Source organism: Haloimpatiens myeolchijeotgali, assembly GCF_042688525.2.
Classification (GTDB): Bacteria; Bacillota; Clostridia; order Clostridiales; family Clostridiaceae; genus Haloimpatiens.
Window position 1 is genome coordinate 1452214 of the sequence record NZ_JBHWAB010000001.1, and the last position, 25556, is coordinate 1477769.

Here is a 25556-nt window from a genome sequence, read left to right on the forward strand (position 1 = left end):
CGCTATTTATTAGCGGCTTTTTTTATTCAGTATATGCTTTTGTTCCATAATTTTATTTTTTACATGATTTATTTTGTAACCTATTAGATAGTTATTGAATAAACTAATAAAAAGCTATTATTATGGAGGAGTATTTATGAAAATAAATAATAGACTTAACAATATAGGAGAATATAAATTTAAAGATTTAAACGAGTTAAAACAAAAATTAATGAGTAAAGGAAAAAATATAGTAGATTTATCTATAGGAGATCCAGATTTACCAGTATCACAACATATAATTGATAAATTAATACAATCTTTTTCTATAGATGAATATAATAAATATCCACCTTATGATGGAATTAAAGAATTAAAAAAGCAAATAATAAAGTATTATGATGAAGTATATTCTGTTAAACTAAATATGGATGAAGTTTTAATATTAATAGGATCTAAAGAAGGGGTTGGTAAGTTAATACCTGCAGTATGTGATATAGGTGATTGTGTAATAATACCCAATCCAGCATATCCTGTATATAAAAACAGTTGCTATTTGTGGGGAGCAGAACCTTATACTGTACCTTTGAAAGAAGATAAAATGTTTTTACCAGATTTAAATAATATACCTAAAAATATTATTTTAAAGAGTAAGCTTTTTGTTATTAATTATCCTAATAATCCTACAGGAGCAGCAGCAAATGGTGATTTTTATACAGAAATTATTAAATTATGTAAAGAAAATAATGTAATATTATGTAATGATGGTGCATATAATGAAATTATTGAAGAAAAAAAGAAACCTACTAGTATTCTTCAATATGATAATGAAAAAAATAGTATAGAATTTGGAACTATGTCTAAAATTTATAATATGACAGGATTTAGAATTGGATATGTAGTTGGTAATTCAAAAGTTTTAAAAGCACTTCTCAAAGTAAAAACTAATTTAGATTCAGGACAATTTAAACCTATACAATATGCAGCGATAGAAGCGTTAAAGTTAGATAGATATTATATTAATATGGTACGAAGAATTTATGATAAAAGAAGAAAAGCAGCAAAAAAAATATTAGATAATTGTAATATAGAGTATTTTGATTCATATTCTACATTTTATTTATGGTGTAGAACTCCTAAAGAATATACTACTTATGAATTTTGTAGAGAACTTTTATTTAAATTTGGTTTAATTGTTACTCCTGGATATACATTTGGAAATCTAGGATATGATTATTTTAGAATAGCTTTAACAAATAAAGTAGAGATATTATGTGATGGATTAGGAAAATTAAAAAATATGAAATAAATCCATCAATTTTATTTTTTACTTGAAATTAAGTAATAAATATATGTATAATAATTATTATGAACTGATATTGACCGGAAGGGTGAATAATTATGATTAAAAGCATGACAGGATTTGGAAGAGCAAATTCACAAGGTAAAACAAGAAGTTTTAATATTGAAATGAAAAGTGTAAATCACAGATATTGTGATATGAATATACGAATGCCTAAAAATTTGTTATCTTTGGAACAAAAAATCAGAAAAGTTATAAGTGATAAAATAAAAAGAGGAAAAGTTGATGTCTTTATAACTCAAAATGTGTATGAAAGAGAAGACGTTAAAGTTGTATTTAATAAAAAGTTATCAGATAACTATGTTGAATGTCTAAATGAAATTAAGAATTCATATGATGTTGTTGATGACATATCAGTTTCACTTATTGCTAAATTTGGAGATGTTATTTCTTTAGAGTATAAGGAAGATGATTTAGAACAAGTTTGGAGTGAAATGAATAAACCTTTAAACCAAGCACTTGATTTACTAATAGATATGAGAATAAGAGAAGGTGAAAAATTATATCAAGATATAATAAGTCGTTGTAAAAATGTCAAAGGTTTATTAGAAAAAATAGAAAAAAGAGCACCTGTAGTACCTAAAGAGTATAAGGAAAAACTTACAGTAAGATTAAAGGAATTGTTGCAGGATTCGCAAATAGATGAATCTAGAATTGCTACAGAGGTAGCTTTTTTTGCAGATAAAGCATGCATTGATGAAGAAATTGTAAGGCTGCATAGTCATATAAATCAAATGAAAGAAACACTTGAATTGCAGCAAACTGTAGGAAGAAAGTTAGATTTTATTGTGCAAGAAATGAACAGAGAAGTTAACACAATAGGATCAAAAGCAAATGATTTGGAGATTTCTAATTTAGTTTTAAATATAAAAAGCGAAATAGAAAAAATTAGAGAACAAATTCAAAATGTTGAATAAGTAGGAGGATTCATATGAATATTAAATTAATAAATATAGGATTTGGTAATATTGTTTCAGCAAATAGACTTGTTGCTATTGTAAGTCCAGAATCAGCACCAATAAAGAGAATAATTCAAGAAGCAAGAGATAGAGGTATGCTTATTGATGCAACATATGGAAGAAGAACAAGAGCTGTAATTATTACAGATAGTGATCATGTTATTCTTTCAGCAGTACAACCAGAAACAGTTGCACATAGACTTTCTGCTAAGGAAGATGAAAGTGTAGAAGAGGTTGATGAATAATGAATGAAAAGGGGTTACTAATAGTTATTTCTGGACCTTCTGGGACTGGAAAGGGTACTATTTGTAAAGAACTTCTCAAAAGAAATGATTTTTGGTTATCAGTATCAGCTACTACAAGATTACCTAGAGATGGTGAAGAAAATGGCAAACATTATCATTTTTTAACCAAAGAAGAGTTTAAAGATAAAATAGAAAAAAAAGATTTTTTAGAATATGCAGAGGTGTACAGTAATTATTATGGTACACCTAAATCCTATGTTTTAGAAAAACTTGAAAAAGGTAAAGATGTAATATTAGAAATAGATATACAAGGTGCTTTGAATGTGAAAAAAACATACAAAGAAGGAGTTTTCATTTTTATTTTACCACCATCTATGGAAGAGTTAAAAAATAGAATAGTTAATAGAGGTAGTGAAACTCCAGAATCTTTAAAAACAAGATTACAATCAGCACATAAAGAGATTAGTTTTGTTAAAGAATATAACTATGCTGTGATTAATGATACAGTAGAAGAGTCTGTTAAAAAAATAGAAAGTATTATATTATCAGAAAAATGTAGAGTTAAAAGAATTAATGATGAAATTGATAAAAATTTTATAAATTTTAAATGTAAGGAGTGATTTACATATGAGTAAAAAAGGAATATCAATGATAGATCCACCACTTATAGAATTATTAGGTAAAATAGATAATAGATATTCATTAATTGTTGCAGCAGCTAAAAGAGCTAGACAGTTAATAGATGGAGAAGAACCTACTATAGATGTTAATTCAACAAAACCAGTAACAGTTGCTATAAAAGAAATAAATAAAGAAGCTGTTACTATAGAAGAAGAAAACTAAGGAATGAGATAGTTATGAATAAGAAAAAGACAGTGGTATTGGGAGTAACTGGAGGTATTGCTGTATATAAAGCTTTAGATGTAGTAAGCAGGTTAAGAAAAAAAAATATCGATGTTAATGTTATTATGACTAAATCTGCATGCGAATTTGTTAAACCATTAAGTTTTCAATCTTTAAGTCAAAATATGGTTACACATGATATGTTTGAAGAACCTAAAGCTTGGGAGATACAACATATATCTTTAGCGAAAAAAGCAGATGTTATGGCTATTGTGCCAGCTACTGCTAACATTATAGGAAAAGTTGCAAATGGTATAGCTGATGATATGCTTTCAACAACAATAATGGCTACTCGTGCTCCTGTAATTTTTGCTCCAGCAATGAACACTAATATGTACAATAATCCTATTGTTCAGGAAAATATAAGTAAATTAAAAAAGTTTGGTTATAATTTTATACAACCAGAAAGTGGAAGGTTGGCTTGCGGTGATGTTGGAGCTGGAAAGTTAGCAAATACTGAACTTATTGCTGATGTAATAGTTAGTTATTTAAATGATAATAAGGATTTAGTTGAAAAAAAAGTTTTAGTAACAGCAGGACCTACTATTGCACCAATTGATCCAGTAAGATTTATTACCAATAGATCTAGTGGTAAAATGGGATATTCTATAGCTGAGGAAGCTAGAGATAGAGGAGCGGAAGTTACATTAATTTCGGGCCCATGTAACTTAAAAGAACCTTTTGGTGTAAATGTAATTAAAGTTAATACAAATTCTGAGATGTTGAAAGCTGTTATGGAAAATTTTGAAGAACAAGATATTGTAGTTAAATCAGCAGCTGTGGCTGATTACAAACCTAAAAATTATTCTGATAAAAAGATAAAGAAAGTAGGTCAAGAACTTAATTTAGAATTAATTAAAGATAATGATATATTAAGAAAATTAGGAGCAATAAAAACAAAACAAATTTTAGTTGGATTTGCAGCAGAAAGTAATGATTTAATAAATAATGCTAAAGAAAAACTTAAAAAGAAAAACTTAGATTATATTGTTGCAAATGATATAATGAGTAAAGAGACAGGTTTTGCATCTTCTGATAATAAAGTAACAATATTGTGTAGAGATGGTAATATAATACCACTTGAAACAATGTCTAAAAGACAAGTTGCAAAGCAATTATTTGATTTAATAAACAAAAAGCGCTGATTAACGCGCTTTTTTAATATTTTAAAAAGGGTGATAAGGTGTGTAAGAAATACGCTGGTATTGTGGTTAATAATGATTCAAAGCAAGTTGATAGAATTTTTACATATGCTATTCCCAAAGAATTGTTAGAAAAAATAGATTTAGGATTTAGAGTTAAGGTTCCTTTTGGAAAAGGTAATCGAATGGTATATGGATTTGTAGTAGAATTTTATGATGTAATAGATGCTAGTATAAAAAAAATTAAATATATAAAAAGTATGTGTGATGATTTTCCAGTTTTAAGAGAAAAAGATTTAAAACTTATAACAATAATGAGAGAAAAATATTTATGCACATATATAGAATGTATTAAAACTATACTACCAAATGGTATGTTTAAAGGTATATCAAATAAAGTAAAAAATGTAATTAGAACTGGAGAAAATTTAAAAGATAGATTTTGCAAAGAACCTTATGTATTAATTTATAATATTGTTAAGAAAAATGAAGGCAAATTTAATAAAAATGAACTTAGTAAGAAATTTTCTGTATCCATGTCATCTATAAATACTATGATAAAGCATGGTTTCCTTGAACAAGGAAAACTTATAGTTAATAGATATAATGAAAGACAATATAAAGCATATGAAGAAAAAATTTTAAATGATGATCAAAAAAAAGCTGTTGATATGATTTTAAATTGCAAAAAAAACATTTCATTAATCCATGGTATTACTGGAAGTGGAAAAACAGAAATATATATGAATTTGGTAAGTATTATGTTACAGCAAGGAAAAGATTCGATAATATTGGTGCCTGAAATTGCTCTTACACCACAGATGGTAGAGAGATTTAAAGGTAGGTTTGGAAAAGATATAACGGTATTTCACAGTAAGTTGTCACTAGGTGAAAAATATGATGAATGGCTTAGAGTAAAAAATGGTAAGGTCAAAGTAGCTATTGGAGCTAGGTCTGCAATTTTTTTACCATTCGAAAATTTAGGACTTATAGTTATTGATGAGGAGCATGAAACAAGTTATAAATCTGAAAGTGATCCAAAATATATGGCAAAGGAGATTGCAATCTTAAAAAGTCATATTGAAAATTGTAAAGTGGTTTTAGGAACAGCTACACCATGTATAGAAACTTATTATGAGGCAATGAGAGATGAAGTTGAACTTATAACAATGAATAAACGAGCAGATGGAGCTTCACTACCTAAAATTGAAGTAGTAGATATGCGGGAAGAATTAATGAATAATAACAGAAGCATTTTTAGTAGAAAATTGTTTTCTTCTATAAAAGAAAAAATTGCAAAAAAGGAACAAGTAATTTTATTTTTAAATAGAAGGGGTTTTTCTACTTTCGTTTCTTGTAGAAAATGTGGATATGTATTCAAATGTTCTAATTGTGACATTGCTCTTACTTATCATAGTGAAGGAGATTATTTAAGCTGTCATTATTGTGGTAATAAGCAAAAGGCTTTAAGAGTTTGTCCTAGCTGTGGAAGTAAGTATGTTAAATATTTTGGAATAGGTACTGAGAAAGTTGAAAGAGAAATTAAAAAATATTTTCCTAAAGTAAATACTTTGAGAATGGATTTTGATACCACAAGAAAAAAAGATTCTTATGAAAATATATACAATAAGTTTAAAAATGGAGAAGCAGATATTTTAATAGGTACTCAAATGGTAGCTAAGGGCTTGGATTTTAGTAATGTTACATTAGTTGGTGTAATAGCTGCAGATTTATCATTAAACTTACCAGACTTTAAGTCAGCAGAAAGAACATTTCAACTAATTACTCAGGTTTCTGGTAGAGCAGGAAGAGGTAAGAAAAAAGGAGAAGTAGTTGTACAGACATATAATCCTGATAATTATAGTATAAAATGTGCAGCTTCAAATGATTATGATGATTTCTATAAAAAGGAAATAACAATAAGAAGAGATATGAATTATCCTCCTTTCTCAAATATCTTTTGTATAAATATGAGTAGTGAGAATGAAAATTTGTTAATAAAAAATATACAAAATGTTGCTATAAACTTAAAAAAAATTATAAGTAAAAATGATAAAATAGAACTGTTAGGACCGTGCCCTTGTGTAATATCGAAAATTAAAAATAACTATAGGTGGCAAATAATATTAAAAGGTGATATTAATAATAAATATGCCCGAAAAATAAAAAAACTTGTTTATGAAATTGTAAAATACGATTATAATAGTATAAGGATTAGTATGGATATTAATCCAATAAATATGCTTTAAAATTATAGAAGGGAGTTTTTAAAATGGCAATAAGAAATATAAGAATAAATGGAGATGAAATTTTAAGAAAGAAATGTAGAAAAATTGAAAAGGTCGATGAAAGATTGTTAACATTAATTGAAGATATGAAAGAAACAATGTATAAAGCTGATGGTGTAGGATTAGCAGGTCCACAAGTTGGTATATTAAAGAGATTAGCTGTAATAGATGTAGGAAATGGTCCTATAGTAATAATAAATCCTGAAATTATAGAAACTAAAGGCAGTGAAGTAGATATTGAAGGATGTCTAAGTATACCAGGAAGACAAGGAACTGTAGAAAGACCAACATATGTTAAAGTTAAAGCATTAAATGAAAAAGGTGAAGAAGCAATATTAGAAGGTGAAGGATTATTAGCAAGAGCGTTTTGTCATGAAATTGATCATTTATATGGAGTATTATTTATAGACAAGGTTATAGAAGAAGGTGTTGAGTAATAATGAACATAGTTTTTATGGGGACTCCAGAGTTTTCAGTACCATCACTAAAAGCACTGATAAAAGAATTTGATGTGAAAGCAGTTTTAACTCAACCAGATAAACCTAAAGGAAGAGGGAAGAAACTTTCAATATCAGCAGTTAAAGAGGTAGCAGTAGAGCATAATATTGATGTATATCAACCAGTAAGATTGAGAAAAGATCCAGAAGTTATTCAAAAATTAAAAGATATAAATCCGGATTTCATAATTGTTGTTGCTTTTGGACAGATTTTACCTAAAGAAGTTTTAGAAATACCTAAATATGCTTGTATAAACTTACATGCATCACTTCTTCCTAAATATAGAGGTGCAGCACCAATTAATGCAGCAATAATGAATGGAGAAGAAAAAAGTGGAAACACAGCTATGCTTATGGATGTTGGGTTAGATACTGGGGATATGCTTTTAAAAGATGAAGTTAGTATAAGAAAAAATATGACTGCTGGAGAGCTTCATGATATTTTGATGGAAGAAGGAGCACAACTTTTAATAAAAGCAATTAAAGAATTTAAGAATATTACACCTCAAAAGCAAGATGATAGCTTAAGTTGCTATGCACCTATGCTTGATAAGAAAATGGCAAAGATTGATTGGAATAAATCATCAAAAGAAATAAATAATTTTATTAGAGGTTTAAATCCTTGGCCAATTGCATATACTCAATATAACGATAAAAATATGAAAGTTTATGAAACCGAAATAATAGATAAAACTACAGATTATAAACCTGGATATATAATTAATGTATCAAATGAGGGTGTTGATGTGAGTTGTGGAGAAGGTATACTTAGAATTAAAAAAATCCAATTTCCAGGTAAAAAAGTTTTAGAAGTTAAAGAATTTTTAAAGGGAAATTCTTTAGAAAAAGATATTTATTTAAAATAAAAGCCTAAAAGGGGTGTGAAGTTATGTTTGGGTATGATAGCACTATAATTTTTCTTATACCAGCACTATTAATAACATTTTGGGCGCAAACAAAAGTTAAAACTACATTTGACAAATATTCTAAAGTTAATAGTATGAATGGATATAATGGGTCACAAGTTGCTAGAGCACTTTTGGATTCTGCAGGATTATATGATATTCCTGTGGAAGTAGTAAGTGGAAAATTAACAGATCATTACGATCCTAGAAAAAGAGTAATGAGGCTTTCTAATGATGTGTTTTATGGAACATCTGTGGCATCTATAGGAGTAGCTGCCCATGAAACGGGTCATGCTATTCAACATAAAGAAAGTTATTATCCTCTAGTTCTTAGAAATTCTATTGTTCCTATAGCTAATATAGGTTCAAATGCTTCATGGATTTTATTCATTTTAGGATTATTTTTAGGTATAAAGCCTTTTGTGAATTTTGGTATAATTTTGTTTGGCGCTGTAGTAATTTTTCATATTATTACATTACCAGTTGAATTTGATGCTTCAAGTAGAGCACTAAAAATATTAAGCACTAGAGGAATATTGTATGAAAATGAGATAAAAGGTGCAAAGCAAGTTTTAAATGCAGCAGCTATGACTTATGTGGCAGCAGCATTGATGGCTGTTTCACAACTAATAAGACTTATAATAATAAGTAGAGATAGATAAAGAGGTAGAATATGAGTAGTAGAGAATTAGTAATAAATATATTATATCAAGTATTTGAAAAGGGATCTTATTCAAATATAGTATTAAATTCAGCTTTAAAAAAATCTGAGTTGAATGATAAAGATAAAGCTTTAGTTACAGAAATCGTATATGGAACAATAAAATATAAATATACTATAGATAGTGTATTAAGTACATTTATAAGAAAAGGATTAAAAAATTTAAATAGCAACATTTTAAATATTTTAAGAAGTGCTATTTATCAAATCAGGTATCTTGATAAGGTACCTGATTTTGCAGTAGTCAATGAAGCTGTAGAACTTTCTAAAAAGTATAGTTCTATAAAAACTTCAAAATTTGTAAATGGTGTTTTGAGAAATTATTTAAGAAATAAAAACAAAAAGTACTGTAATTGTGAAGATATATTACAAAAACTATGCTTTACATATTCATTTCCTAAATGGATGGTTCAATTATTTATAAAACAATATGGTGAAGAAAAAGCGGAACAGATTTGTAAAGGACTGAATGAAGTTCCAGATGTTACTGTAAGGATAAATAATTTAAAAACATCTTATGAAGAAATTACAGAAAAATTGATTAATTTAGGATATGAATTAGAAGATGGAAATATATGTCCTGAAGCCATAAGGATTTTAAAAGGAAAAAGCATAGAATCAAATCCTTTATTTAAAGAAGGATATATGACTGTTCAGGATGAAAGTGCTATGTTGGTTGCACCTATCATGGATATAGAGAAAAATATGAAAGTGTTAGATTTATGTAGTGCACCTGGTGGAAAATCTACACATATATCAGAAATTATGGATAACACAGGACAAGTATTATCTTATGATATTCATAAAACTAAGTTAGATTTGATCAAACAAAATATTAAAAGACTGGGAATAACTAATATTACGTGTGATGTGATGAATGCATCTAAATTCAATAAAAACTTAGAAAATAGTGCAGATAGAGTACTTATAGATGTACCGTGTTCTGGACTTGGAATAATAAGAAAAAAACCTGAAATTAAATGGAATAAAAATTTAAAGGAATTAAAACAATTAGTTAGAATACAAAGAAATATTTTGGTTAATGCTTCAATATATGTAAAACAAAACGGGATATTAATTTATTCTACGTGCACATTAAATAAAGACGAAAATGAAAAAAATATTGAATGGTTTATAAAACAACATCCTAAGTTTAAGGTAGAGTCAATATATTTTGGTAATTTAGATAATGTTTTATATAATAAAAAAGGGTATGTAACAATTTTACCTAATAAATCTATGGATGGATTTTTTATAGCAAAACTTAGAAAACAGTGGTAGGTGTTTGTATATGGAGAATATATTAGATATATCAATAGAAATGTTAAAAAACTGGATGAAAGAAAAAGGTGAAAAGCAATTTAGAGCAAAGCAAGTATTTGATTGGATTTACAAGGGTATATTTGAATTTGATGATATGAAAAATATACCTAAATCAACTAAAGAAATTTTAAAGGAAAATTTTTATATAGGAATTCCTAAAACTGTAGCTAGATTGGAGTCAAAAGAGAAAGATACATACAAATTTCTTTTTGCATATAGAGATGGAAATTTAATTGAAAGTGTTGTTATGAAATATAAACATGGTAATTCTATTTGTGTTTCAACTCAAATAGGATGTAGGATGGGATGTAAATTTTGTGCATCAACTATAAATGGTATAGTAAGAAATTTAACAAGCGGAGAAATATTAGCACAAATATTAGCAGCACAAAAGGAAATAAATGAAAGAATATCAAATGTTGTTCTTATGGGAAGTGGTGAGCCCTTTGATAACTATGAAAATGTAGTTAAGTTTATTAAGTTAATTAATTCTGAAAATGGTTTAAATATAGGACAAAGACATATAACGTTATCTACTTGTGGTATTGTACCTAAAATTAAAACATTAGCAGATGAAAATTTGCAAATAACGTTAGCTATATCACTGCATGCTACAAATGATGAGTTAAGAAAACAAGTTATGCCTGTAGCAAATAAATATTCTATATCGGAAATTATGGAGGCTTGTAGATATTATATAAACAAAACAAATAGAAGAGTTACATTTGAATATGCTTTAGTTAAGGATTTTAATGATAGTTTTGAAAATGCAGAAGAATTAGCTAGCTTGCTGCGTGGATTATTATGTCATGTAAATCTTATTCCAGTTAATGAGATAAAAGAAAATGATTTTAAAAAATCTACTAATGATAATATAAAAAAATTTCAACAAAGACTATTAAAACATAATATTGAAACTACTATAAGAAAAGAAATGGGCTCAGATATTAATGCTGCTTGTGGCCAATTAAGAAGAAGTTATATAGAAAGTAAGGTATAGATGGGGGTGTTATAAAATGGTGGGAATGTTATCTGATATAGGGAATAATAGAAAGAAAAATGAAGATTATATTGGGGCTTATGAAGATAACAAAAAGAGAGCTTATGTTGTAGCTGATGGCATAGGAGGACATAATGCAGGAGAAATTGCAAGTAAATTAGCAGTAGAAAAGATTTTAGAAAGTATAAAACGTTATGATGAAATTGATGATTTAAAGCAATGTCTTATTGAAGCTGTACAATATGCCAATACAGAAATTTTCCATCTAGCGTGTCAGAATAATGAGTATAGAGGAATGGGTACTACCATTACAACATGTTTGGTAGTTAAGAATAAAATGGTAGTAGCAAATGTTGGGGACAGTAGATGTTATGTTGTAAAAGGGAATGAAATGTTAAGAATAACTAAAGATCATTCTTTAGTTCAACAACTATTAGATAGTGGAGAGATAAGTAAAGAAGAGGCAGCCATACATCCTAATAGAAATGTAATTACCAGAGCACTTGGAACTAAATTTTCAGTGAAAGTAGATATATTTGAATTAAGCCTATGTAAAGGACAAAAAGTTATTTTATGTACAGATGGATTAACAAAAGAGTTAAATGAGAATGAAATTTATAGTATAATTAAACAATATAAGAATAATCAAGTGATATGTGAACAAATGGTGAAGGAAAGCAAAGAAAAAGGTGCTAAAGATAATATTTCTGTTGTATTATTTGAAGGAGAGGGTAATGAATGATAGGTACTTTACTAGGGGCTAGATATGAATTAATTGAAAAAATAGGCGAAGGAGGAATGGCAGAAGTATATAAGGCTAAATGTCATTTACTTAATCGTTATGTAGCAGTTAAAATATTAAAAAAAGAATTTGTAAATAATAAAGATTTTGTAAATAAATTTCAAACAGAAGCAAAGGCAGCTGGAAGTTTATCAGATAATCATATTGTAAATATTTATGATGTAGGTAATCAAGATGACATAAATTATATAGTTATGGAGTATGTAAAAGGGAAAACTTTAAAAGAACTTATAAAAGAAGAAGGCAGAATAGAATATTTAAAGTCAATAGATATAGCTATTGAGATAGCTGAAGCATTAGATTGTGCACATAAGAATAACATAGTTCATAGAGACATAAAACCTCATAATATATTGATAACAGAAAATGAAAAAGTGAAAGTTACAGATTTTGGAATAGCAAGAGTATCAAATTTTAGTACCATAACAAATACAGCAAGGGTAGTAGGATCGGCACATTATTTTTCACCTGAACAAGCAAGAGGTTCTTTTGTTGATTGTAGGAGTGATCTTTACTCATTAGGAATAATAATGTATGAAATGGTGACTGGAAAGGTTCCATATGATGCAGATTCTCCTGTAGGTGTAGCATTAAAACATATAGAAGGTTCTGTAGTACCACCTATAAAGGTTAATCCTAGTATTCCAGAAAGTCTAAATAATTTAATACTGAAATGTATAGATAAAGAGCCTATTAAAAGATACCAAAGTGCTCAAGAACTTATAAATGAGTTAAATAACTTAAAGAATAATAAAAATATAGATATAAAATTTAATAATTATGATGATGACTATACTAGAGTAATGGAGCCTATAGATGTAAATACAAATAATTATAATGAATATGAAAATTTTGAAGATGGTGATGAGTACGAAGAAGATGATTATAATTATGAAAAGGATAATAATAATACAAGATTAAAAAAGACAAGAAGAAAAAAACAAACTAAAGATAAAAAGAAAATAGCTATTATTGCAGTTTCAATATTAATTGTTGTTTCAGTAGTAGGTATAATTGCAAATGTGTTTGCTACTAAAAAATTTGGAAATAAAAATGTTGATATTCCTGATATTATAGGATTAGATAAAAATCAAGCAAAAAGAATGGTAGAAGATAAAGGATTAAAGTTCATGATTTTATCTAGTGAGGAAAGTGACAAACCTAAAAATGAAGTGATTTATTGTTATCCCAAACCAGGAACAAATGTGAAATCTGACTCAGAAATTCAGGTAAAAATAAGTGCTGGAAACAAAAATAACGAAGTTCCTGACTTAGTTGATATGAATATTAATTTAGCTAAACAGAAAATAATAGATAGTGGATTTAGTATTGGTGAAATTAGATATACATCTAGTGAAAATGTACAAAAAGGTAATGTAGTAGAACAATTTCCTACACAAGGAAAAAAATATAAAGCAGGTTATAAAATTGATTTAGTTGTTAGTAAATCTTCGCAAGATGATCTTATACAAGTTCCAAACTTATATAATAAAACAATAGATGAAGCTAAAAGTATATTGGAAAGTTTGAATTTAAAATTAGGAAGTAAGGTAGAAATAAAAACTGGTGACAAGGAGAAAGACGGAAAAATATACAATCAATCAGTTCCACCTAATAAAAAGGTTGAAGAAGGTACAAATGTTAGTGTAAGTTACTTTAAATATAGTAAAGAAATGAGCGGAAAACCTTAAAATATATAAATCACAAGATAAAATTGAGAAAGTTTGGAGGAAATATGAAAGGAATTATTGTTAAAGGAGTAGGAGGACTTTATCATGTTAAAGGTGAAGGTAATTTAATAAAATGCAAAGCTAGGGGTAAATTCAGACATAATAAATTTACTCCTATGGTGGGAGATATAGTGGAAGTATGCATTAAAAATAATCAAGGAGTAATAGAAGAAATATATCCAAGGAAAAATCAATTAATACGTCCATTTGTATCAAACATAACACAAGCTTTTGTTGTTGTAACATTAAAACATCCTGATATAAATTTAAATTTATTAAATAGTTTTTTAATTTTATGTGAAGCTAATAAATTAAAGACTTTAATATGTATAAATAAAATAGATTTAGTTGATAAGAATGATAAAGAAACTAAACATATTATTAATATGATAGAAAGTTCTGGATATGAAATAGTATTATTAAATGCTAAAGAAGGAATTGGGTTAGAAAAATTAAATAGAAATCTAGATGATGAAGTAACTGTTTTTTGCGGACCATCAGGGGTAGGAAAATCAACAATATTGAATAATATTATTGGAAAAGAAATAATGAAAACAGGGGAAATAAGTGATAAGTTAAAAAGAGGAAAACATACCACAAGACATAGTGAACTTATAGAATATGGTAATGGATTTATTGTTGATACTCCTGGATTTTCTTCATTAGATATCAGTTTTATTAATAGAGAAAATCTTAAATATTATTTTCCAGAATTTCTAAAGTATGAAGGAGAATGTAAATTTTCAGATTGTTTGCATTTTAAGGAGCCTGGATGTAAGATAAAAGATGAAGTATCTAGAGGTACAATATCTAAAGAGAGATATGAATTTTATATAAAAACATTAGAAGAAATTTCTACTAATAGGAGGAATAGAAAATGATTAAATTATCACCATCAATATTATCAGCTGATTTTTCAAAATTAGGAGAAGATATAAAAACATTAGAAGCATGTGGTATAGACACAGTACATATTGATGTTATGGATGGAATGTTTGTACCAAATATATCATTAGGTTTTCCAGTTATAAAGAGTATTAGAAACATTTCTAGCTTAACATTTGATGTTCATCTTATGATAGAACAACCATCTAAATATATAGAAGAATTTGTTAAAAGTGGTGCTGATATAATCACTATACATTATGAAGCAGATAAACATATTGATAGAACAATTGATTATATTAAAAGTTTTGGAATTAAAGCTGGAATAGCAATAAATCCTGCAACTCCAGTTGATATTATTAAACATGTAATCGATAAAGTTGATTTGGTATTGATAATGTCTGTTAATCCGGGTTTTGGAGGACAAAAATTTATAGATTATACATTAGATAAAATTAGACAAGTTTCAAAAATAGCTTCAAATATAAATAAAGATTTATTGATAGAAGTGGATGGTGGAATAAAAAAACATAACATAAAAAAAGTTGTTGATGCAGGTGCTAATTTAATAGTAGCAGGTTCAGGTGTATTTGCAGGTGGAACTATAGCTGAAAATATTAAAGGATTAGAAGAAGGATTTTAAAATGAAAATTGTAATAATATCTGGAGGAAAAGCACCATCAGAACAATTATTAAGAAAAGAAATAAAAAATAGCAATTTTATCATATGTGCAGACAGTGGAGCTAATTGTTTATATGAATATAGGATTTGTCCTGATTTACTTTTAGGTGATTTTGATTCTATAAACGAAGATGTATTAAAAGATTTCAAAAAAGGAAAATGTAAAATTATTCAGCATCCAACTCAAAAGGATTTTACAGATAGTGAATCTGCGCTTAATGAGGCAATAAGATTAAAACCAAATGAAATAGTGTTATTGGGTTTCACAGGTACTAGAATAGATCATATGCTGGGTAACCTAGGGCTGCTTATAAAGTGCTTAAAATTAGATATTAAAGCTTATATAAAAGATGAACATAATATAATAACTCTAGTAAATAAAGGTGTAAAGTTGCAAGCTGAATGTGGTACTATAGTATCTTTTCAAGCTTATAGTGACATAGTAGAAAATTTAAGTATAAAAGGTGCTAAATATCCACTTTGTAATTATGATTTAAGATTAGGAGATTCTTTAACAGTTTCAAATGAATTTTTACATAATGAAATATCAGTAGATTTTTCAAGTGGAAATTTACTGATAATATTGGCCAAGGATTAGATGTATAACTTACAGTATTTAGATAAGTAGGTTTAAAACAATATATTTTTATATGTTATTGTTTTAAATTTAATAATAAAATACTGTAAGTTTTTTTATTATTAATGAAATTATAAAAACATAATCACAAAATTGAATTAAATTCATATAATATATAGTGTAACATTTATAGGGGTAATAATTGTGTGGAAATTTTTTAAAAGAAGAAAGACAGGGTTGATAATGACGTGTATTGGTATAGGTATATTATTAGCGGTTATTGTTCCTATATGGGGGTGGGTTGCTGCAGTAGGATTAGGCTTTATTTATTGTGGTTGGTATATATCAAAACATTGTCATCATTAAGGAGGATTTTTTAATGAAGATAATAGCAATTAAATTACCAAAAATATTATCATGCATAGTTAAAATATTTGTAAAAAAAAATAAGTAAGCAAAAAATAAAAAAATGCAATTGAAATTCAACTGCATTTTTTATTTTATTTACTCATACTATATAGCACGTTCAACTTTACCTGAACGTAGGCATCTAGTACAAACGCATATAGTTTTTGGAGTACCATTAACTATAGCTTTTACTTTTTGAACGTTTGGCGCCCATTTTCTTTTATTTTGACGATGTGAATGGCTGTATTGAACACCTGAAACAACGCCTTTACCACATACTTCGCATTTTTTTGACATTGAAAACACCTCCCTATGTCAATGTAAAAACATCAAAAAATTGATGAACTGAACAGAACTTATTTTATCATAGGTGATATACTTATTTCAAGTATAAAAATAAATTTAATAGATAATGTCATTTATTTTCTTGAATAAATTACTTATTTAATATAAAATAAGACATATGGCAATAAGTAAGGAGGAATTTTCATGAATGGAAGCATTACCAATAAATTTGGAGAAGTTTACTATTCAAATGAAGTATTAGCTAAAATGATTGGGCTTTCTACTATGGAATGTTATGGAGTAGTAGGTATGGCTTCTAAAAATTCAACTGATGGGTTGTGGAAACTTTTAAAAAAAGAAAATTTAAGTAAAGGTGTAAAAATCCAAACAAAAGATAATCAATTATTTATAGAATTATATATAATAGTTGAATATGGAACTAAAATTTCTGTTATAGCAAATAATATTATACAAAGGGTAAAATACAATATTGAAAAATTTACCGGAGTAAGTGTTAGTAGAATAACAGTAAATGTTCAGGGCGTTAGGGTATAAGAGGAGGTACTAAAATTGGAACATTTAGTGATAAATGGACGTAATTTTTATAATATGATGGTAAATGCATCAAATAGATTAGAAGAACAGAAGAATTTTGTTAATTCATTAAATGTTTTTCCAGTTCCTGATGGAGATACAGGAACTAATATGTCTATGACATTGAAAAGCGCAGTTAATGAAATGCAAGATTGTAAAAATAGTACAATAGCAAATCTTGCTAAAACAATGGCCAAAGGTGCATTGATGGGAGCAAGAGGAAACTCAGGAGTTATTTTCTCTCAAATATTTAGAGGAATTGCAAAAGGATTAGAGGATAAGGAAGAAGTTAATGTAAAGGACTTTGCTAATAGTTTAGTGGAAGGTTCAAAATATGCATATAAAGCGGTAATGAGACCTACAGAAGGTACTATACTTACTATTATAAGATGTGCAGGAGAAAAAGCAGCTGAATCCAATAAAAATGATATACAAGAATTGTTAGAAGAAGTATGTATTCATAGTGAAGAGGTTCTTAATAAAACTCCAGATATGCTTCCAGCTTTAAAAGAAGCAAAAGTGGTAGATGCAGGTGGTATGGGATTGTTAATCATACTAAAAGCAATGAAAGAAGCTTTAAAGGAAAATACAGATTTTGAGATTACAAAAGAATCTGCTGAAATACAAGCACAGCAATCTGCTGTTGTTAAGATGGATACAAAAGATATAAAATATGGATATTGTACAGAATTTTTCCTTTTGGGTTCAAATATAGATGTAGATAAATTTAAGAATGAATTAGAGCCTCATGGAGATTCAATGGTAGTAGTTGGTTTAGATGATGTGGTTAAAGTTCATATACATACTAATGATCCAGGATTAATTTTATCAAAAGCTATTAAATTAGGAGCTTTGTCTAAAATTAAAATTGATAACATGAGAGAGCAACATAGACATTTGGTAATTGATAAAAATGATGTTGATGAAGAAGAAATTGCTCAAGATGAAGAAATAAAAAAATATGCTTTTATTTCTGTAGCTATGGGTGAAGGTATAAGAAATATATTTAAAGATTTAGGGGTAGATTGTGTAATTGAAGGCGGACAAACAATGAATCCTAGTACACAAGATATATTAGAATGCATAAATGAGTTGAATGCAGAAAGAATTTTTATATTACCTAATAATAAAAATATAATAATGTCTGCAAATCAAGCAGTTGAACTTTCAAAGAAAAATGTTTATGTAATACCTACTAAAACTATTCCTCAAGCAATTGCAGCTATAACTTTATTTAATAATGAAGCTGATATAAATGATAATATAGAGGCTATGAATGAAGCAATTGAAGGTGTTAGCACAGGAAAAGTTACTTATGCAGTAAGAGATACTGAAAATGAAGGTAAAGTTATAAAACAAGGAGATATATTAGGATTAGTAGAAAACAAAATAGATGAAGTAGGTAATGATATTTATGACGTATGCGAAAAAATAACATCTAAATTAGTGGATGAGGATAAAGAGTTGCTAACTGTTTTTTATGGAAAAGATTGCGATAAAAAACAAGTAGAACGACTTACTGAAAGACTTGAAGAAAAATATCCTGAAATGGAAATACAATGTTATGATGGACAGCAGCCATTATATTATTTTATAGTTTCTGCTGAATAAAAAAAGCCTTAGGGCTTTTTTTATTAGTTATATATTATTATTATTATTATTTTGGAGTGAATTAATATGGATGTATATAGTGATTTGAGTTCTATAAAAGGCGTAGGACCAAAAACTAAAGAGATGTTTTGTAAATGTAATATTTTTAATATATTAGATTTATTATTATATTTTCCTAGAGATTATGAAATAATAAATGTTGCGTATAAAAATGGTATTGTTATTGACAAAAAAAATATAATAAAAGTGAAAGTAGTAAAAATATATAGAGACGTTAAAAAAAATAATAAAATAGTAACTTCTATAGTATTAAGCGATGGAGTTAACACATTATATGCAAAATGGTTTAATCAACCATATATAAAGTCAAAATTTAGAATGAATTCAAAGTATATACTAGTAGGTAAAATTGAAAAGTATAATAATAAGCTATACATAATAAATCCTAAGATTGTAAATAATAACGTTGAATTTAAGGGCATAGAACCTAAGTATGCTTTAAAAGGTAAAATAACAAATACAATTTTAAGGAAGACAATTGCTGTAGTTTTGAAATCAATGAAAATCAAAGAAAATTTACCACTGTGGATTATAAAAAAATATAAATTTTGTGATTTAGATACAGCAATTAATAGTATACATAATCCTAACAATACACATGAACTAAGAGAAGCTATTAGAAGACTAAAGTTTCAAGAAATGTTTACGTATTGTGTAAAATTATTTGTAATAAAAGATTATGTTAAAAAGAATAAAGAAGGTATTGATTTTACAATTTCAGATGAATTAAAAGAGTTAAAAAATAAATTACCTTATAAATTAACAAAATCTCAGAATAAAGTTACTAGAGAAATATTACTAGATGGGAAAAAATCTTCACCTATGAATAGATTGGTTCAAGGTGATGTTGGAAGTGGAAAAACAATAGTATCTATTATTGCTATGTTTAATGTAGTTAAAAATGGATATCAAGTAGCTATGATGGTTCCTACAGAAATACTTGCTAATCAACATTTTCATGAAGTTACAGAGTTATTAAATGAATTTAATGTTAAGGTAGAATTATTAACTAGTAGTGTAAATAAGAAGAAAAAAGAAAAAATAAAAGAGAAATTACGCCAAGGAAAGATAGATATTATAATAGGAACTCATGCATTGATTCAAGATGATGTAGAGTTTAGAAATTTGGGCTTGGTTGTTACGGATGAACAACATAGATTTGGAGTTATGCAGAGAAATAAATTAACTTCAAAGGGAATAAATGTAGATATATTAGTAATGAGTGCAACTCCTATTCCTAGAACACTAAGTTTATTTTTATATGGGGATTTGGATGTTTCTATTATTGATGAGTTACCACCTGGACGAAAAAAAGTAGATACATATTTTGTGACGAAGAGTTATAAAGAAAGAGTATACAATTTTGCATTGAAACAAATCAATTTAGGACGACAAGTTTATGTAGTTTGTCCATTGGTGGAGGAGAATGATAAATTAAATATAATGTCTGTTGAAAGTTTATATGAGGAATTAAAAGAAAAATATTTTTATGACATAAATGTAGAAATATTACATGGAAAAATGAATAATAAAGATAAAGAAGAAGTAATGAATAATTTTAAAAAAGGAATAACAAAAGTTTTAATTTCAACTACTGTAATTGAAGTAGGAGTAAATGTACCTAATGCAGCATTAATGATTATTGAAAATGCTGAGAGGTTTGGATTGGCTCAATTACACCAACTTAGAGGAAGAGTAGGTAGAGGAGATTATAAGTCATATTGTATTTTAATTGCAGATATTAAAAATAATATTACACGAAAAAGAATGGAGATAATTCAAAATAGTAATGATGGTTTTTATATATCAGAAGAGGATTTAAAGATAAGAGGTTCTGGAGAAATTTTTGGATTTAAACAGCATGGAGATAATGGATTTATTTTAAGTAATATAATAGAAGATGCCCAATTATTAAAAAAAGCTAACAATGAAGCAAAAATACTATTTAATAGTACTAATGTAGAAGATTTAGAGGTGAAACAGCAAATAATCAAAAAAATTGAAGAAAGTTCAAAATATATTTGTTTTAATTAAATATATATATTTAGTATAAAAAATAAAATTATTCCATTACAACACCTGTTTATTGGTTTGCGTTAATGCACAATATAATATTGCAAATAAAATTTGCAATATATTTTGGAGGTGTTTGATCTATGATTAATTATACAAATAATGATATTGGATCAAAAAACCAAAAGGAAGTACCAGATGCTAAAGGAGTACTAAGACAATTTAAATATGAAGTAGCTAATGAAATAGGCGTTCATGTACCGGAAGATGGATATTGGGGAAATATGACTTCAAAAGATTGTGGTTCGGTGGGTGGATACATGGTCAAAAAGATGATAGAAATGGCTGAACGCGATTTAATGAATGGACAAAAATAGTTTTTTAGGGCGGATATTTCCGCCCTTATATTATATAATTTTTTTTGTATAATTTAATTATATATGCTAAAATATTTACGAAAACAATGACAAATTATTAACTGATGTGACAGGGAGGAAAACATATGAGAATAATAGCAGGCGAAGCAAGAGGCAGAAAACTTTTATCACCAGAAGGAATGAATACAAGACCAACTTTAGATAGGATAAAAGAATCAATTTTTAGTATAATTCAAACTCGAGTTTATGGAGCTAAGACAATAGACGTATTTGCAGGTACAGGTAGTTTAGGTTTAGAGTCTGTAAGTAGAGGTGCAAAAGAATGTTATTTAATTGACAAACATCCTGTAACATTTGGTTTATTAAAAAAGAATGTAGAAAATTTAAGATTTGAAGATAGATGTAAGTGTTACAATATGGATTCCTATGAAGCACTTAAAAGCTTAGGAGATAAAGGATTAGAATTTGATTTAATATTTATTGACCCACCTTATAGAAAGGAAATGATACCTTTATCAGTAGATATTATTCATGAGAAAAAACTTTTAAATAGAGAAGGGTTAATTGTCTGTAAAATTGACACAATTGAAGATATTTATGAGGGCAACGGAAAAATTCAATTAACAGACAAGAGAAGATATGGAAACACTACAGTATGTTTTTATGCATATGGGGAGGACGAAGATGAATAGAGCTGTATATCCTGGAAGTTTTGATCCCATTACAAATGGACATTTGGATATTATAGAAAGAGCTTCAAGAGTATTTGATGAAGTAATTGTGGCTGTTCTTGTAAATCCAAACAAAAAAGGGTTATTTGAAATTGATGAAAGGGTAAATCTTATAAAAAAGGCTACTAAACATTTAAAAAACATTAAAGTTGAAAGCTTTAGTGGATTACTTATTGATTTTATGAAAAGTAATGATATAAAAGTTATAGTCAAAGGACTTAGAGCAGTATCTGATTTTGAATATGAATTTCAAATGGCACTTATGAATAATAAATTAGATCCAGATATAGAAACGGTTTTTATGATGACTAGTACTAAATATTCATATTTAAGTTCATCTTCAGTAAAACAGGTAGCAATATTTGGAGGCTGTATCAAAGAATTAGTACCTGATAATATAATAAAAGATATAATAAAAAAAATTAAACAAAATAGTAAAAATATTATAGATAAATAGGAGTTGTTAACTATGGAGGTCATTGAATTATTAGAATATCTACAGGATATTATAGAAAATTCTCCAAAGTTTATTGTTGGTAATAAAGTCGTTGTAAATAAAGATGAAGTTACAGACATTATTGAAAGAATTATAAACTTTCTTCCAGATGAATTTAAAAAGGCTAAATGGATTTGCGAGGAAAAAGATAGAATATTAAATGATGCATTTAAACAGGCAGAAATGTTGAAAAAAGAAAAAGTAAATATAATAAAGAGAGAAATCGAAAATCATAATATTACTCAAAAAGCACAAGAACGGGCTGAAGACATAATTACTTCAGCTCAAAAGAATGCTAATGAGTTAAGAACTGCTTCAAAAGATTATGCACAAGAAATTTTACAAGAACTTGAAAATGAAATAAATAAAAAAAGTAGTGAAATGCTTAAAAATTTACAAATAGAATTACAGCAATTTATGAATTCTGTATCTAAAGAAGTAAATGTTAATAGCAAGGTATTAAGAAAAAATATTAAGGAATTAAAAAATATGAAATAGCTTTTTTGCTTTAGCTAGTACATAAGGTGTCATTAGTAAAATGTAACACATAGCAATAGCAAAATTAGTGTTGTATGCTTTAGTGTAAGTAGTCATAGTATAAAACACTGGTATTTTTGTTTTGAAAATAACTATAATATATAAAATGGATGTTATTATAGAACATAAAATTCCTTGAATAAGTTTTCTAATTATATATTTTTTTATGGATAAATGAAATTTACAGCTAAATGAGTATACTTGACAAATTATTGACAAACCACTAAAGGATATTAAAAAACTAATTACTATTAATTTGGTAATTGTAGTACAAGAGGTAGAAGAAATTAAGTAACATCCATTTGTCATTTCTATTGACCCTATAAAAAGACTACTTATGAAATTATAGGAACTATTTAACATATTTGAAATTAATTTTATAATCATATTAAAAAGTAAATTCTGTTTTAATAAAGTAGTTATAATAGAAAATAGAATAATAAATCCCCCTATAGATAAAGAAGAATGAATAGCATTTTCTATACTTGATTTGAGAATTTTACCTATATTACTTTTGTTGTAATTTTTATTAAGAGGGGATGAATTCATATATAATTGTTTATTTTTACTTTTTAAAACTATTGCCATTAATATACATGATATATAATGAGATATAAGCAATAAATAACCTAAATATTTGTTTTTTAACATTGATGTACCTATCGCTCCAATCACAAACATGGGACTAGCATTAGAAGCTATATTTAATAACCTTTCACATGTATTTCTATCTATAATTTTCTGCTCATATAAATCACAGGTGTATTTTGCACCTAAGGGATAACCACAAATAAAACTTATTACTATAGGAAAACTACATTCTTTAGATAAATTCAGTGGAGAACAAATTGATTTACCCAATAAGTTAGAATAAATTTCTATTCCATCATATTGCAATATAATGTTTGTTATAACTAAAAATGGAAATAGGGAAGTAAAAACAGAATTAAAGAAGATTTTTGTACCATTTAAAGTGGAATTTATACATAATTTAGGATTTAGTATCATTTCCAAAATTAAAAAAGAGCACAATAAAGTCATAAAAGTATTTAGTTTAGAAGTTTTTAAAAAAGCTACTAATAAGATAAATATTGTAATTATCATTAAATAATAAATTAATTGCAATTCGATAGACTCCTAATAATCATTTACAATATATATATATTGAGTTTATAAATCTATATTCCTTATTTATGATTTGTCTTGTTTACTTTTAAATTTAAGTATGTATTATTGGGCTTGTTAAATAATCACTGTTAGGATGAATATTTTTATTTATTATGCTGTATGCTTTAGTTGATTGAATATCTAAATTTAATATATCATTTTTAAATTTTGGGATTTTTGTATAAACGGGTATATTTGAATTTGATTTCATATATTTTAAAATTTTCCTGCCTGTAGAATTAAATCCTAGAATTTTTGCATAAGGACAAGGCGATTTTCTAAGTGTGGCAATGTCATAATTATCAAATCCAACAAAAAAATGAGTTAATATTCTATTTATTCTAGTATATGTATATCTTTTACTTTTAATTTTAAGTATCAAATCATTTAAAGATACAGAGTTTATAAGTTCTTTTAAAATTTTATTATCTAAGCCTTCTGAAATATCTGGTAATTTATTTAGAGTATTATTAGTTGTAAGAGCTTTATATTTTATATATTTAAATTCATCTTCTTCAAAAGTGAAATGGTAGTTTAGTTCATTTAATTTACAAAAAATATCATATGAATTTTTAGGCATAAAGTTTTTTAATACATCAAAATTATTGTTTGATTTTAAATAATTTCTTATTGCAGATGCAGATGAAAAAGAACTATTTAAATTTAAATCATTATATGAGTTTCCTTCTCTTTTAATGCAAAACGGTTTTATGTTACTGCTAAGTTTTAGAATACTTTTACAATATTCAATTCCTAGAATATTATTTGAGGAAGTTAATATATCATCTAATTCTTCTTGTCTTAAAGATGCATATGTTTTATTTAAATATTCTTGTAAAGACTTACTTCGAGCTAAAGGATAGCTTAAGCCTTTATTTAAATAATTTTTTAGTGAAATTTTAAAGTCTTCTGGTTCATTAGAAAATATTTTTGATATTGTCATTAATGTTTCTATGTTATTATTTTCACTTCCAAAACATATACTATCAACTATTCCCAAACTATTCAAAAGACTAATAGCTCCAAATCCAAAAAATTCTGCTGAAGATAAACTGTATACACAGGGTAATTCTAACACCAAATCTACACCATTCATTAAAGCTATTTTGGTTCTTAACCATTTATCTATTATTGCAGGTATACCCCTTTGAACAAAATTTCCGCTCATAACAGCTATTAAACCATCGCAATTAGTTAATTCTTTAGTCTTGTTTATATGGTAAATATGGCCATTATGAAAAGGATTATACTCAACTATTATTCCGCTTATTTTCAC

Annotated in this window: 28 protein-coding genes; 25 read left to right on the forward strand and 3 right to left on the reverse strand. The window is 26.8% G+C overall.

What is annotated here, in order from left to right; translation table 11 throughout:
- Positions 1-136: 136 nt before the first annotated feature.
- The 18 genes from ACFIJ5_RS06500 (at position 137) to ACFIJ5_RS06585 (ending at position 16367) form a co-directional block, all read left to right on the forward strand.
- Positions 137-1288 carry an aminotransferase class I/II-fold pyridoxal phosphate-dependent enzyme gene (locus tag ACFIJ5_RS06500; RefSeq protein WP_379805237.1) on the forward strand — a complete coding sequence of 384 codons (1152 nt, stop codon included), beginning with the start codon at positions 137-139 and terminating at the stop codon, positions 1286-1288.
- Positions 1289-1380: 92 nt separating this feature from the next.
- Positions 1381-2259 carry a YicC/YloC family endoribonuclease gene (locus ACFIJ5_RS06505; protein WP_379805240.1) on the forward strand — a complete coding sequence of 293 codons (879 nt, stop codon included), beginning with the start codon at positions 1381-1383 and terminating at the stop codon, positions 2257-2259.
- Between the two features lie 14 nt (positions 2260-2273).
- Positions 2274-2546: an extracellular matrix/biofilm regulator RemA gene (gene remA / locus ACFIJ5_RS06510; RefSeq protein WP_379805242.1), complete on the forward strand. Its 273-nt coding sequence runs from the start codon at positions 2274-2276 to the stop codon at positions 2544-2546.
- Positions 2546-3166, forward strand: coding sequence for a guanylate kinase (gene gmk, locus ACFIJ5_RS06515; RefSeq protein WP_379805245.1), 621 nt, complete (start codon positions 2546-2548; stop codon positions 3164-3166). The genes remA and gmk overlap by 1 nt, the downstream gene beginning before the upstream one ends.
- Before the next feature lie 7 nt (positions 3167-3173).
- Positions 3174-3389 carry a DNA-directed RNA polymerase subunit omega gene (rpoZ, locus tag ACFIJ5_RS06520; protein ID WP_379805248.1) on the forward strand — a complete coding sequence of 72 codons (216 nt, stop codon included), beginning with the start codon at positions 3174-3176 and terminating at the stop codon, positions 3387-3389.
- Positions 3390-3403: 14 nt separating this feature from the next.
- Positions 3404-4594 (forward strand): bifunctional phosphopantothenoylcysteine decarboxylase/phosphopantothenate--cysteine ligase CoaBC, encoded by a 1191-nt coding sequence (gene coaBC / locus ACFIJ5_RS06525; protein ID WP_379805250.1) that lies wholly within the window; start codon positions 3404-3406, stop codon positions 4592-4594.
- A gap of 62 nt (positions 4595-4656) precedes the next feature.
- Positions 4657-6840 (forward strand): primosomal protein N', encoded by a 2184-nt coding sequence (gene priA, locus ACFIJ5_RS06530; RefSeq protein WP_379805252.1) that lies wholly within the window; start codon positions 4657-4659, stop codon positions 6838-6840.
- Positions 6841-6863: 23 nt separating this feature from the next.
- On the forward strand, positions 6864-7316 hold the full coding sequence (gene def, locus ACFIJ5_RS06535) for a peptide deformylase (protein ID WP_379805254.1): 453 nt from the start codon (positions 6864-6866) through the stop codon (positions 7314-7316).
- Complete coding sequence (fmt, locus tag ACFIJ5_RS06540; RefSeq protein ID WP_379809556.1) at positions 7316-8242, forward strand: methionyl-tRNA formyltransferase; 927 nt, start codon at positions 7316-7318, stop codon at positions 8240-8242. Before def ends, fmt begins: the two co-directional genes overlap by 1 nt.
- Positions 8243-8265: 23 nt before the next feature.
- Positions 8266-8943: a zinc metallopeptidase gene (locus ACFIJ5_RS06545; RefSeq protein ID WP_379805257.1), complete on the forward strand. Its 678-nt coding sequence runs from the start codon at positions 8266-8268 to the stop codon at positions 8941-8943.
- An 11-nt stretch (positions 8944-8954) separates the two neighbouring features.
- Positions 8955-10283 (forward strand): 16S rRNA (cytosine(967)-C(5))-methyltransferase RsmB, encoded by a 1329-nt coding sequence (gene rsmB, locus ACFIJ5_RS06550; RefSeq protein ID WP_379805259.1) that lies wholly within the window; start codon positions 8955-8957, stop codon positions 10281-10283.
- A gap of 10 nt (positions 10284-10293) precedes the next feature.
- Entirely contained in the window at positions 10294-11325 is a 1032-nt protein-coding gene (rlmN, locus tag ACFIJ5_RS06555; protein WP_379805261.1) for a dual-specificity RNA methyltransferase RlmN, read from the forward strand.
- Positions 11326-11341: 16 nt separating this feature from the next.
- Entirely contained in the window at positions 11342-12067 is a 726-nt protein-coding gene (locus ACFIJ5_RS06560) for a Stp1/IreP family PP2C-type Ser/Thr phosphatase (RefSeq protein WP_379805264.1), read from the forward strand.
- A complete protein-coding gene (gene pknB / locus ACFIJ5_RS06565; RefSeq protein WP_379805267.1) occupies positions 12064-13818 on the forward strand; it encodes a Stk1 family PASTA domain-containing Ser/Thr kinase in 1755 nt (584 codons plus the stop codon). The genes ACFIJ5_RS06560 and pknB overlap by 4 nt, the downstream gene beginning before the upstream one ends.
- 44 nt (positions 13819-13862) lie before the next feature.
- Positions 13863-14738, forward strand: coding sequence for a ribosome small subunit-dependent GTPase A (rsgA, locus tag ACFIJ5_RS06570; RefSeq protein ID WP_379805270.1), 876 nt, complete (start codon positions 13863-13865; stop codon positions 14736-14738).
- Positions 14735-15385, forward strand: coding sequence for a ribulose-phosphate 3-epimerase (gene rpe, locus ACFIJ5_RS06575; RefSeq protein WP_379805273.1), 651 nt, complete (start codon positions 14735-14737; stop codon positions 15383-15385). Before rsgA ends, rpe begins: the two co-directional genes overlap by 4 nt.
- A 1-nt stretch (position 15386) precedes the next feature.
- Positions 15387-16022, forward strand: coding sequence for a thiamine diphosphokinase (locus ACFIJ5_RS06580; protein ID WP_379805275.1), 636 nt, complete (start codon positions 15387-15389; stop codon positions 16020-16022).
- Between the two features lie 183 nt (positions 16023-16205).
- Positions 16206-16367: a hypothetical protein gene (locus ACFIJ5_RS06585; RefSeq protein ID WP_379805277.1), complete on the forward strand. Its 162-nt coding sequence runs from the start codon at positions 16206-16208 to the stop codon at positions 16365-16367.
- Between the two features lie 147 nt (positions 16368-16514).
- Here the strand turns inward: ACFIJ5_RS06585 and rpmB are convergent, their stop codons facing one another.
- The gene (gene rpmB, locus ACFIJ5_RS06590) at positions 16515-16706 is read right to left on the reverse strand and encodes a 50S ribosomal protein L28 (protein ID WP_379805279.1); all 192 of its coding nucleotides are present in this window, start codon (positions 16704-16706) and stop codon (positions 16515-16517) included.
- Between the two features lie 192 nt (positions 16707-16898).
- On the opposite strand from rpmB, the gene ACFIJ5_RS06595 reads away from it, so the two are divergent.
- From ACFIJ5_RS06595 to ACFIJ5_RS06625, 7 genes are all read left to right on the forward strand, one after another.
- A complete protein-coding gene (locus ACFIJ5_RS06595; protein WP_379805281.1) occupies positions 16899-17249 on the forward strand; it encodes an Asp23/Gls24 family envelope stress response protein in 351 nt (116 codons plus the stop codon).
- 15 nt (positions 17250-17264) lie between these two features.
- Entirely contained in the window at positions 17265-18899 is a 1635-nt protein-coding gene (locus tag ACFIJ5_RS06600; RefSeq protein ID WP_379805284.1) for a DAK2 domain-containing protein, read from the forward strand.
- Between the two features lie 66 nt (positions 18900-18965).
- Positions 18966-20993: an ATP-dependent DNA helicase RecG gene (gene recG / locus ACFIJ5_RS06605; RefSeq protein WP_379805286.1), complete on the forward strand. Its 2028-nt coding sequence runs from the start codon at positions 18966-18968 to the stop codon at positions 20991-20993.
- A gap of 122 nt (positions 20994-21115) precedes the next feature.
- Positions 21116-21349 (forward strand): small, acid-soluble spore protein, alpha/beta type, encoded by a 234-nt coding sequence (locus ACFIJ5_RS06610; protein ID WP_379805288.1) that lies wholly within the window; start codon positions 21116-21118, stop codon positions 21347-21349.
- 125 nt (positions 21350-21474) lie between these two features.
- Positions 21475-22041, forward strand: a complete 567-nt coding sequence (rsmD, locus tag ACFIJ5_RS06615; protein WP_379805289.1) for a 16S rRNA (guanine(966)-N(2))-methyltransferase RsmD — start codon at positions 21475-21477, stop codon at positions 22039-22041.
- Positions 22034-22537, forward strand: a complete 504-nt coding sequence (gene coaD / locus ACFIJ5_RS06620; RefSeq protein WP_379805290.1) for a pantetheine-phosphate adenylyltransferase — start codon at positions 22034-22036, stop codon at positions 22535-22537. Before rsmD ends, coaD begins: the two co-directional genes overlap by 8 nt.
- 12 nt (positions 22538-22549) lie before the next feature.
- A complete protein-coding gene (locus ACFIJ5_RS06625) occupies positions 22550-23074 on the forward strand; it encodes an ATPase (RefSeq protein WP_379805292.1) in 525 nt (174 codons plus the stop codon).
- Here ACFIJ5_RS06625 and ylbJ read toward each other — a convergent pair.
- Together ylbJ and ACFIJ5_RS06635 are read right to left on the reverse strand one after the other, a co-directional pair.
- Positions 23057-24121 (reverse strand): sporulation integral membrane protein YlbJ, encoded by a 1065-nt coding sequence (ylbJ, locus tag ACFIJ5_RS06630; RefSeq protein WP_379809557.1) that lies wholly within the window; start codon positions 24119-24121, stop codon positions 23057-23059. The genes ACFIJ5_RS06625 and ylbJ overlap by 18 nt on opposite strands.
- Positions 24122-24332: 211 nt before the next feature.
- Entirely contained in the window at positions 24333-25556 is a 1224-nt protein-coding gene (locus tag ACFIJ5_RS06635; protein WP_379805294.1) for a nucleotidyltransferase, read from the reverse strand.